Origin of the sequence: Flavobacterium sp. UW10123 (genome assembly GCF_040538975.1) — a bacterium.
Lineage (GTDB): Bacteria > Bacteroidota > Bacteroidia > Flavobacteriales > Flavobacteriaceae > Flavobacterium.
Genome location: NZ_JBEWQE010000002.1, coordinates 84,395 through 96,348, shown reverse-complemented (window position 1 = coordinate 96,348; position 11,954 = coordinate 84,395). Strand labels below are relative to the sequence as shown.

Below are 11,954 nucleotides of genomic sequence, written 5' to 3'. Positions count from 1 at the left end.
TAATTAAAAATTTACAAACTGATATTTAAACCAAGAATAATGTTTCTAGGCACTGGGTAAGTTCCTGTAGAACCAGCTGCGTTTAATCCTAAACTAGATCCTCCGTCAATACCTTGTACCTCTGGACTTAATCCTTTGTATTTTGTAAAGTAGTATAAATTACTTCCTGTAACATACAGACGAAGTGATGTTAAACTTGCTTTTTCGATAAGTGTTTTTGGGAAACTATAACTGAACGTAATTTCTCTTATGCATAAATAATCTCCGCTTTCATAGTAACGACTGTTACCTTGGAACATGTTGGTGTTGTAAGCCGCTCCACTTGCTTCAGATCTGAATAAGTTGTTCTGGTTTGTCTGATCTGCCCAACGGTAGCGAGGAACATCTGTGATATCTCCTTCTTTTTGCCATGCTTGTGCGCTTTCCGCCAATAATCCGTAGTTACCCTGAAACTGTCCTAAGAAACGCGCTCTTGCTTCGTTGTAAATTGTTGCTCCTAACGAGTAATCTGTTCTAACAGTTAATGAGAAACCTTTGTATGAAGTATCAAAGTTGAAACCTCCTACGAATGTTGGGAACATGTTCCCCATATATTGTCTGTCTCGGCTATCAATGATTCCGTTATTATCTGTGTCTTCAAAAACTGCATCTCCTGCAAATTTTTTCCCTTCAGGATTACCACCGCTTGCAGCAGTTTTAGTTACGTATGTATCATGAACTTTTGCATTGTATGCATCTGCTTCTGCTTGAGTCGAAAGAATGTAGAGCTGTTTGTGAGCGTAGAAATTTCCAATTTTTTGTCCTTCTTGCAAACCTCCTACATAAACATATTTCCCGCTTTTTGTATCCCAGATTTCTGTTCCACCGATTCTATTGTTTCCATTTCCATTAAATGGAAGTTTTTCGATTGTATTGGTATTGTGTGAAACGTTTGCTCCAACATTTACTTTCCAATCATTTTTATTGTAAACATTTGCCTGTACTTCCAGCTCAAAACCTTTACTTCTTAATCCTCCTAAATTGGTTAAAACCGTAGAGAAACCACTATTTGAAGGCAAAGTCAGATTCGTCAATAAATCTGATGTCAATTTGTTGTAGAAATCTCCAATGATTCTAATTTTATCTTCATTTAATCCGATATCAAAACCACCGTTTATCGTTTCAGATTGTTCCCATTTCAATCCTGGGTTTGCAATCTGAGAGTTGATAATCGCCGATTGTCCATTATAACTATTTGGAAGTCCGTTTGTAGTTCCTGCATATAATCCTCCAGCTTGGAAATCACCTAAAGTCCCTAAGTTTCCGTTTACGCCATAACTTCCACGAAGTTTAAGAGAAGAAAAGAATTTTGGCATTGCATTGGCCCAGAACTTCTCTTCCTGCATATTCCATCCTGCCGAAATTCCAGGAAAAAAACCGTATCGATTATCTGGCCCTAAACTTGAAGAACCGTCATAACGGAAAGAAGCCGTTGCAAAATATCTATTTTTGTAGTCGTAATTAACACGCCCGAAAACACTATTTAAAACCAATTTGGTATTGTTGCTGTAAACCGAAACCGGAATTGGAGATGAATCTAAAGTCTGCGCTAAATCTGAAGGACTACCTTTTCCTGAGGCATTAAAATATTTAATCGTTCTATCGTATTTTGAAACTCCTAATTTGGCATCAAAATCACCAATATTATCCCAACCTTTTTTATAAGCAAAAACTCCTTCATATTGCACTTGATACGTTTGATTGCTTAATCTTGTTGCAGTTCTAGTATTATCAACCAAACCACTGCTTCCGCTTAAGAATGCCTGCTGAAAAGTATTGTCATTTTCATTTTCACTGTATAACGAAATGGCTGGTGTAAAAGTAAAATCTTTTGCAAGTCTTAATTCACCATCTACGCCCATCTGAAGCTTATCGTTTTCATTTTTCCCTTTAACTTTCCCCATCTGGTACAATGGATTTCCGTTAATGTTATTTTGTCCTGGAGCTAAAGTTCCGTCTTCTAAATATAATTTTGTAGTTGGTGAGTTTCCTAAATATCTATTGAAGACTACACTGTTAGCAACTACCTGATTGTTACTTGCTTTTGAAAATAAAACACGTCCGTTAATTGTAAAATTGTCTGCAACTTTTAAAGAAGCGTTTAATTTACTCGTAAACCTTTGGTATCCAGTAAATATCGTAATCCCGTCTCCTTTTAAATATCCTAAACTCAAATCGAATACGCCAGTATCGGTTCCTCCGCTAAAACCAAGTGTGTGACTTTGTGTAATAGCATCCTGAAACAAAATATCATTCCAATCGGTGCTTTTATACATAATCGTACTATTCGCATTTAAAGGATCTGCAATTTCCTGCCAACCCTTTGCCTGAAGCGTACTTATAGTTTCTGGTGATAAATTAGATTTTAATAAAGTAGCAAACGGAGTATTATTTTCTAGATTATTTCCTGTCCCTGCAGGCGTTGCACCAGTCAATTGTCCTAAACGCGCGATACCCGTTGTTGTAGAAAGTCCAGCAAGTTCTGCAGCATTGTATAATCCTTGTCGCTGCATTTTAATGTAATCGCCTCCATCCATAAAATTGTATTTTTTACCAATTCTACTGTTTTGAGTTGAAACATTATAAGTAACTTTTAATTTTCCTGACTTTCCAGTATTTGTAGTGACAATGATTACACCGTTTGAGGCACGTGCACCATAAATAGAAGTTGCTGCAGCATCTTTAAGTACCTGAAGAGAAGCAATATCCAAAGAGTTAATATCATCGATCTGACTTCTGATAACCCCATCAACAATATATAAAGGAGTTGCTCCCGATGGATTATCAATTGAAGTACCTCCACGAACAATTACATTTGAAGCTTTTCCTGGCTGTCCTGATGAAGTTTTAACCACCAAACCTGTAACGCTTCCTTGTAAAGACTGCGTAACGTTTGAGTAGGGTACATTTTCTAGTACTTTTTTATCTAATTTAGAAACTGCTGTACTTAAAGTTCTTCTGTTTTGAGCTCCATATCCTACTACGATTACCTCATTCATTTGCTGTCCTATTTCTTTTAAGACAATATTTAATGGACTTCCTGTAATAGCAACTTCCTGATCTTGTAATCCAATATATGTTACGATTAAAGTGGTAGCGTTATCAGGAACTTCAAAAGCAAAATTTCCGTCAAAATCGGTTTGTGTGCTTACGTTTGTTCCTTTAGCCACAATATTTACACCTGGAAGAGATTCTCCTTTTTCATTGGTCACCTTTCCAGTAACTTTCTTCTGAACTGGATTGTTCTTTTTTACATTTTTGTCCGTAAACACAACGCTTTTTTCTGTTTTAGCAGATGCTAATTGCATAGTAAAAGCTAAAAGTAACGTAGACGTAAGTTTAATAACTTTTACGTGTTTAGGAGTAAACCTAAAATTTTTAGGCTTACTTTTAGGCAATAATTTCATACTTTTGTAATGGTTTGGTTAATAAAACTTTGTTAAGGTCAATTTATTTATTCCTAAATCACCGTTCTTATGAAGAACAAGCCAGCAATGTTCACAGCATTGACTGGCTTTTTTTATGATCAAAAAACAATATTTTTATCCAAATGGTTAGTTTGGTTTTGAACATCAAATCTTAATTCTAAAGTTTTCTTTTTTTGACATCTAATAGTTAAACATTAGATGTAAACTTTCTTTAAACAATTTATTATTATTTTGTAAAGATATAAATTATTTTAAAATAATAATGTTAGTTATTAAATTATTTTAATAAGTATGACTTTATTTTTTAAATCAATTATTAATCAAAGGAAATAATAGCTTTTCTTTGATCACACAGCAAGCACCAATAACGCCCGCTCGGCGCCCTAATGCAGACTTCTTGAGTTTCATATCGCGGTTTACTAAACCAAGCGAATATTTTTTTAAAGCCGATTGTATTGGCAGAAGTGCATAATCGCCAAGTTGTGCGAAATCTCCTCCAATGACTAAAAGATCAGGATTGAATATGTTTAATAAGATAGACAAGTAACGTCCCATTTTTTCACTTTGCTGTGTCACAAGATCGACGCAAAGTGTATCTTCTAAATTTACAGCCCCAGAAATAATAGCATGATGCTGCAATACAGGAGAATTTTCATCCAAGACTACTTTAGATTGCTTACCATCTTTTATTGCCTCTTTAAATTGATTAATTAAAGACCAACCTGAGATTTCGGTTTCCAAACAGCCTAATTTTCCACATTGACACATGATTTCATTATTAAAAATCGTGCTATGCCCAAACTCTCCCGAATAACCTGATTTTCCGTAATAAAGTTTTCCATCTGTAATCATTCCAATTGCAACTCCCCAACTGTAATTGACAAAAATGATGTTTTGTTCGTCATCAACAACTCCTTCACAATATTCGCCAAAAGCCATGGCACGAGTATCATTTTCTAAGTGAACAGGAAGATTCAACTGTTCTGAAATGATTTCTGTTAAGGGTCTATTTTCGCTAAAAAAATAATTATAACTAAAACCTTCCATCGAGTTAATACGTCCAGAAAAGTTGATGCAGACCCCTACAATCATTCTCTTTTCAACAGAACTGTCTTCGATAAAGGAATTAATTAAATTACAAAATTTGAGAAGTGATTCTTGTGTATTTTCTAAAGCAAAAGAAGTTCCTAGTTCAATACTTACCAGTTCGTTCTTTATATTTTGAAGGCCAATAGACATACTGGTTAGACCAACTTCAACACCCAAGAAGTAGGCACAGGTCGGATTTATACTAAACAGTGAAGGCCTTCTCCCACCGCTATTGGTTATTTTTCCTAAATCAATCACATAACCTTCGGCCAATAACTCATTGACTGCTTTTGTAACTGTAGGAACACTGGATTGTAATTCTGTACTTAATTCTGCAATAGTAGAATTTCCGCCAGACAAAAGACGCTTTACAATGGATTGTCTAAGTAAATGCCATTTTTGTTCAGATAAACTTTTGTCTTTACTATTATCTAATAAATCTTTTAAACTCATTGCTTTCCTAGTTTGGTTCACAACAAATTTAAATTATTTTTTAAATCAACATAAAAATCAAGTCTTTAATATTAAATTATTTTAAATATTGTGCCTAGTTTTTAAAAATTAAGACCGGTAAAAAACCGAAAATAAAAAGGAAGAAAAACAAATAACATAAAAATACTAATCTGCACCACCGTCGACACTGTCAAATGTTTCACGCTCTTTTGGTTTTACACTATATTTTAATGAAACCATTGGTCCGTAGTAAACATCAAATTGTGTTCCGTTTGTGCGTAATTGCATTTGACCGATTACGCCCGCCAAGAAGTGAATGTTTGGCGTAATTCCAGCAGTATAATAAACCGATAATCTGAAAATATCAAAATGTTCTTCGGCATAATCTTTAGAGGCAAATTTCAGCATCAATTCCGTATAATAGCCAATATTTGGTGCCAGAAAAATTGGCTTTTCTTTGCTTTGTCTCAAATAATGATTGACTCCAAAACGTGCTCTTAATCTGGGAATCGTTTGATGATTGCCGTTTCTATCATCAAAAAATTTAGTTTCAAAACGCACTTGTTCGAAAAGAGATCCTTTGGGCATTTCCTGCGTATAAGTTCCCATAACAATTAGTCTATTTTCTAAAGTTTTATAATTTCCCGCTTCTTCTATTGCATATTTCTGATTGTGTGCATATCCCAACCAAAGTTTCATGTTTTTAAAACCTGAATAAATAAGCCAAGGTCTTATTACTTTACGCTGTGTATATTCAAAAGGATTTCCATTTGTGTATGCGCCTTGCGTAACGAGTTGCATATCTGCCTGACCGCTCAAATGCCATTTTTCTATTAAAGGAAACGCAACATCAACTTCGCTTATAGATGCCGGAATAAATCCCATTGTGTAAGGAGCGTCTTGGGCTTTTAAAACTTGAGAAAGGATGATGCAACATAATAAAAGGAAACTCTTTTTTAATAAACTCATAATTCATCAACATTAAATTACACGGCTTCGAAATAAGAAAGTCTATCAAATTTAAAGAAAGAAGTTTTTTACTTTAAAAAAAAGCGGTTTCATGTTATAATATGAAACCGCTTTTTATATATTTCTTCAAAACAAAAAAGCTTTAGAAAAATATCTAAAGCTTTTTTTAAATTTAAATTCTGAAAATTAATATGATGCAGATTGGTACAGCCTACATATTTTTTTTAAATTAATCTGGATTTGCCAATATTTTGTACAATTCGGCATTCGACAGATAAAACTGATTCTCTAAACTTATTTGCGAAAGCTTAGCGCTAACCAAATTGTTTTCTCTTGAATTGATTAAGAAAATCGAACTTTCCCCAAAAGAAAATAGTTTCTCTTCTGAATTCAGCATCGTCATATAATCTTTTACCAAATTGTCGATAACGACTTTTTGTTTCCTTAACGAAGCAATTTCAGTCTGCTGCGCTTTGATTTTATTTTTTAATTCTAATCGCTGCTGTCCGATATCAAACTGCATATCCTGAATTTTAAGTTTTGCCATTTTCAAGCTTCCGCGTTCTTTTCTTAAGAAAATCGGAAAACTGAAATCGATATTAAACTTATAATCATCAGCGTTGAAATTATTCCAGTAATTTGGTTCCGAAATGTAGTTATAACCCACATTTATTTTCGGAAGCAACGAATTGGCTTTCAGCTGGCGATTGACTTCTAGAATATTCATTTTAGTTTCTAAAGACTGAATTTTTGGGTGTGAATCTAATGATTCAACATCGACCATCATGGCATCTGTTTTTAAAGTCTCTTCTATGGTCTGAATTAAATTCTGCTCTGGTTTAACTAAATCTCCCAATTCAACAGGGACATTTTCTATCCATAAAAAATTGGCCAATTTCAGTTTTGCTTTTGCGAGTTTTAAATTTCCGCTTTCAACATTCAGCTCTCTGTTTCGTACAGTGATTTTAGCTTCAACACTGTCAATTGCAGGTGAATCTCCCGCTGCAATAAGTTTTTTAACACCTTCAAAGCGAGTGCTGGCAAAACCTAAGTAATTTTTATACAATTCAGCCTCGTTGTAGCTTTTTCTCCATTCAAAATAAGCTTCACTTGCCTGATACAATACCTCGATAGCCCTTAGTTTTCTCTGAGCATCACTTAGTTTCACGTTAAGTTTTCCTTCTCTAACATCGGCCATTCTTTGGTTAATGAACATTCCCTGCCCCAAAGCAACATTGATTCCTAACGAAGTTAAACCTGCTTCTGGGGTTTTGTTCTGCGGGTTGTAATATTGTCCCTCTGTATCGTCAAAACCGGCTTTAACTTCAATTCCGTACCAAGTCGGAATTTTGAAACTGCTGTTTAATAACGAATAATATTCTGTGCCTTTAAATTCTTTCTTATTATAATCTACTTCGATTTTTGGATCAAATCCACCTCGAGCCAGCATTAATTTTGCTTGAGCATTTGTCACTTCAAGATTGGCTTGTTTTACCAGCGGATGATATTTTTTCACATATCCCAAATACTCGATAAAAGTAAGTTCCTCTTGATTAAAATTCTGGCTCTGCAATGTAGAAAAACTCAATAGAAATAAGAAAGAAAACAATTTTACAAGATTTCTCATTTTACTTTTTCTCCTTTCCTTTTTCTTCTTTTTCTCCTGAATTATAATAGTTTGGCGGGAAACCATTTAAGTTTCGCCAAATCTCATACCAAACCGAAACGGTTTCTAACAACGCAATACTTTGTGCTCCAGCACCAATACTCAGTTCTTTTGGCCAATGGCGATCTTCTCCATCCGGCGAAACTAAAATTCTGTATTTCCCGTTCGGGCTAATGAAGTTTTCAATCGCTACAACTTTTCCGCCGTAGGTTCCGTAAGACAATCCTGGCCATCCTGAGAATACAATTCTCGGCCAACCGTCAAACCAAACACGCACTTTTGCACCTTTATGCACAAGCGGCAAATCGATTGGATCTACATACGTTTCTACCGCAATATCATATTTAGACGGCATGATACTTACAACAGGAGTTCCCTCTTTAATTGTTTCTCCAAGACCAGCCAATAAAGCACGGTTTACATAACCGCTCTGTGGCGCTGTAATATAATACAAACCATTTCTAAGCCTGTAATTGGTATATTGATTTTCTAGTTTGTTAACCTGAGCTTCTGTGTCGTATTGCGTGCTTAAAGCAGTAAACTTATCGCTTCTCGATTTTGAGATTTTTTCAGCATATTCAGCAGTGATTCTACTGATTTCTACTTTTGCATTTATCAATTCGTTTTTACTGCTCAACAGTTTATTTTCCTGTGTAATCACATACGCTTCGGCTTCTTGCAGTTTTAATCTTTTCTGTTCGACATCTGTCATTGGTTTTAAACCTTCTTTGTTCAAAGCAGTCGAACGATCAAATTGTGTTTTTGCAATTCGAAGCTGTGTTTTTACCGCAACCAAATCCATACTGTCGCTTTTTATTTTAAGCTGTGACTGACGAATTTTGTTTTGAGCCTGCTGCAGTTTCAATTGTCTTTCTGTGTTTAAAGACTGAGCCTGAACATCAAGAGAATTTACTTTATCGCCATAAGATTCTACAGCCATTTTTTTGGCATCTACCTGCTGTTTGGTATTGTCGACCAAATTCGGATCTAGATAATCTTCTTTAATCTCCGAAATATAAAGTATGGTATCTCCTTTTTTCACATAATCCCCTTCTTTTACAAACCATTTTTCGATTCTACCAGCAATGGCATTATGAACCGTTTGCGGTCTTTGATCAGGTTTTAAAGTCGTAACAGAACCTGTTCCCGAAATATTCTGTGTCCAAGGCAGAAAAAGACAAGCAACACAAAAAATCAAAAATCCGATTATGACTTTGTTTAAAATTTCGTAATGAGGTCTTCGGGCAACGCTTGTAATCGATTTGTACTGGCCCGGCGTTATAAGTACGTTGTTATCTTTAGATAGGTTGAGCATGATTAAAGCTTTATGTCGTTAATAATTTTTCCGTCATCAATCGTAATCATACGACTGCATTTGCTTTTCCAAACATCATTTTTAGAAGTTACAATAACCGTCCAGTCATTTTCATCAGAAAGTAAAAAATCAACAATTTTACTCGAAGTAATTTCGTCCATTTTATCGACTGGATCTTCTAAGAATAAGATATTTGGTTTACCCACAATACTTCTTGCCAAAAGAATCTTTTGAACATCAGAAGCAGAAAGTTCACGACCACCAGGATGGATTTGATTCTCCAGTCCGTTCTCGAAAGTTTTGATGTACGGTGTCAGTCCAACATTATCTAAAGCCCATTTTAAATCATCACTATTTAGTTTTTCATTTCCAAAAACAATATTCTCACGTATGGTTCCCGCAAAAAGTGTATCGCCTTGCAAAAGTGTTCCCGATTGTGCCCTATAAGTGTCTTCGTTAAGACGATTCATATAATTATCAGTCACATACATTGCACCACTTTCTGGTTCTAACACGCCTGAAAGAAGTCGCAGCAAGGTACTTTTTCCTGCTCCATTTGTTCCTGTAAGAATGATTTTCTCTCCCTGAGAAATTTTCAAATTGATATTTTTAAGCGATTTCTTGTTATGTTGTGGATAATGGTAGCTAACGCTTTCTGTCTCAATATTGATTCCTTTTTCTGTTTTGTCTGAAGTCTCAGGAATGCATGAAGTTTCCATATCAGTCACCTGACCAATTTTTTCGACAGAAGTCAATACATCGTAGAAAGATTCCAATCCGAAGATGATTTTTTCTACCGAATTGATCAATAATACAATTACAATCTCAGCTGCTACGAACTGCCCTATGTTCATTTGGTGGTGAATTACCAGAAAACCACCGATCGATAATAAGGCAGCAGTAACAATTACTTTAAAAATAGTAAGCTGAATGTATTGTTTCTTCATTACCTGAAAGTGCTTTTCACGGTAATTAACATAGTTGGTTACGTAACCATCATTTCTTTCCAAGGCATATTCAAAAGCACCTTTTCTGCGAAAGCTTTCTCTATTTCTCGCAATTTCCTGAAGCCAAGCTGCAACTTTATATTTAAATTTCGATTCGTTCAAACTGGTTTCTAAACCGTCTTTGTACGAAAATTTAAAAATGACATATAGTATGACAATAAAAAGGAGTCCGATTACCATAAAGAAAGAATGGTAAAGCACTAATAAAATGATACCCAGACCAACCTGAAGGAACGCTGTACAGAAATCAAGCAATAGTTTTGCAGTTCCTTTCTGTACCATCAAAGTATCAAAAAAGCGATTAGCTTTTTCTGGAGCATACTCCGAGTACATTTCTTTAAATTTAATTAAGGGCATCCTATAAGCAAATTCAAAAGAAGAACGAACAAAAATTCGCTGCTGTAGGTTTTCTACAATACGCAGCTGCAAAATCGTAAGAACTCCGCCAAAGCCTACTCCGACCGTAACCAGAATTACTAGAACGATCCACGAGACGCTCAACTGTCCGCTTTGAATAAAATTAATAATTGCTTGGATTCCCAAAGGCAGAGAGAGATTTACTAACCCTGCAAACGCAGCATAGAAGATAATTTGATATACATCGCGCTTATCTAGCTGCAATAAGTTGTAAAATCGTTTGAATGGTGTCATGAATTTAAAGTATAAATACAAGATTATTACATAGAATAAATATACGGCAAAAACCGCATTATTGGAATAAGATTTTGATCATAATCCTTAAAAAACAAGTATTTATGAATTCAGCCGAGGAGGCGGTATATCTATTTTACCATGAAAACCAAACGAGAAGATCGTATTGTCAATATATTTTTTTCCTTCAGATTCTATTAAAAAATAAAAATTAGGCATCAGTGATTCTGATGAAACCAAATATTCCATCAAAGGAATTCCTTTAGCTAATTTGGCTGTTTTTGTATCTTTTGTTTTGTAGTCATCCAGTTCTTCTGGAATTCCGTCACATTTTAAGATTTTTTTCAAGAAGTTGCAAGTAATGCCTTTTACTGTATAAGTTTCAGCGTTATCGCTTAAGATTCGACCCACACTGTTAGAAATGTTTAAACTGCTAATTAGAAAATAGCCGACTAGTAATGCCTGAAGGCATTTACATAAAAAGCTATTTTTAATTTTGTTCAACATAATTCTAAAAGGCTGAAAGTTTAATTAAGTCACATCGTTTTTGAATCAAAATCTCAGTGATTTAAGGCGTTTACTGTAATTTTTATGAGCGCGCAAGTTAGAGCCATTTTTTTTGCAGAACATTAAAATAACATTAGAATTTAGAACCATTCAAAACTTTAAAATTATATTAACAAGGCATTCTTACACAGCTATCGGAATTATGTAACTACTAACCGCAATTCTATAACTCGTTCAGAAATAGGCATAATACTTTTGGGTATCGAAAATTTGACGAAGTTTAATAAAGATATAATACAGTGTTACCAATTACAGAAACCCGATTTAGAAACCCTTTAATACCTAATCTAGAGATGATCTACGCAAAAGATGATTTGACCCGATTTTTAGATGCTCAGAATAAACTTTATCTGACTGCTTTATCTGAAATTAAAAAAGGAAAGAAAGAGACCAATTGGATGTGGTTTATTTTTCCGCAGATTAAAGGTTTAGGAAAAAGTGCCATTTCTGATTATTATGCTGTTGCCGATTTAAAGGAAGCAACCGAATTTCTAAATCATCCGATTTTGTCTAAGCATTTAATTGAAATCTCCAAACTTCTTTTAACTTTTAAAAAGAAATCTGCTGAAGGTATTTTGGGCGAACTCGATGCTCGAAAATTGCATTCGTCAATGAGCTTATTTGTTCAGGTAGAAAACGCGCATCCTATTTTTCAGGAGATTCTGGATACCTTTTTCTTTGGACATTTGGATCAATTAACTTTAAATTTTACTCAAAAAACTAGTGTTCTGCCAGACACAATACTTTCTTAATATTCTTAGGACTCTAAA

At 34.6% G+C, this 11,954-nt stretch carries 8 protein-coding genes; 1 reads left to right on the top strand and 7 read right to left on the bottom strand.

All coding sequences use genetic code 11. The features are described 5' to 3' along the window. Positions 1–11: 11 nt before the first annotated feature. The 7 genes from ABXT06_RS02815 to ABXT06_RS02785 all read right to left on the bottom strand — a co-directional run bounded on the left by ABXT06_RS02815 (position 12) and on the right by ABXT06_RS02785 (position 11,028). Entirely contained in the window at positions 12–3,446 is a 3,435-nt protein-coding gene (locus ABXT06_RS02815; protein ID WP_354589374.1) for a SusC/RagA family TonB-linked outer membrane protein, read from the bottom strand. A 330-nt stretch (positions 3,447–3,776) separates the two neighbouring features. Continuing rightward, the gene (locus tag ABXT06_RS02810; RefSeq protein ID WP_354589373.1) at positions 3,777–5,009 is read right to left on the bottom strand and encodes an ROK family transcriptional regulator; all 1,233 of its coding nucleotides are present in this window, start codon (positions 5,007–5,009) and stop codon (positions 3,777–3,779) included. A 165-nt stretch (positions 5,010–5,174) separates the two neighbouring features. After that, positions 5,175–5,978 (bottom strand): DUF2490 domain-containing protein, encoded by an 804-nt coding sequence (locus ABXT06_RS02805; RefSeq protein WP_354589372.1) that lies wholly within the window; start codon positions 5,976–5,978, stop codon positions 5,175–5,177. Between the two features lie 229 nt (positions 5,979–6,207). Next, positions 6,208–7,605 (bottom strand): TolC family protein, encoded by a 1,398-nt coding sequence (locus ABXT06_RS02800; protein WP_354589371.1) that lies wholly within the window; start codon positions 7,603–7,605, stop codon positions 6,208–6,210. A 1-nt stretch (position 7,606) separates the two neighbouring features. Next, entirely contained in the window at positions 7,607–8,959 is a 1,353-nt protein-coding gene (locus ABXT06_RS02795; RefSeq protein WP_354589370.1) for an HlyD family secretion protein, read from the bottom strand. A 2-nt stretch (positions 8,960–8,961) separates the two neighbouring features. After that, positions 8,962–10,617, bottom strand: coding sequence for a peptidase domain-containing ABC transporter (locus ABXT06_RS02790; protein WP_354589369.1), 1,656 nt, complete (start codon positions 10,615–10,617; stop codon positions 8,962–8,964). A 102-nt stretch (positions 10,618–10,719) separates the two neighbouring features. Then, positions 10,720–11,028, bottom strand: coding sequence for a hypothetical protein (locus tag ABXT06_RS02785; protein WP_354589368.1), 309 nt, complete (start codon positions 11,026–11,028; stop codon positions 10,720–10,722). Positions 11,029–11,477: 449 nt separating this feature from the next. Between ABXT06_RS02785 and ABXT06_RS02780 the strand changes: the two genes are divergently transcribed. Continuing rightward, a complete protein-coding gene (locus tag ABXT06_RS02780; protein ID WP_354589367.1) occupies positions 11,478–11,936 on the top strand; it encodes a DUF1810 domain-containing protein in 459 nt (152 codons plus the stop codon). Positions 11,937–11,954: the final 18 nt, after the last annotated feature.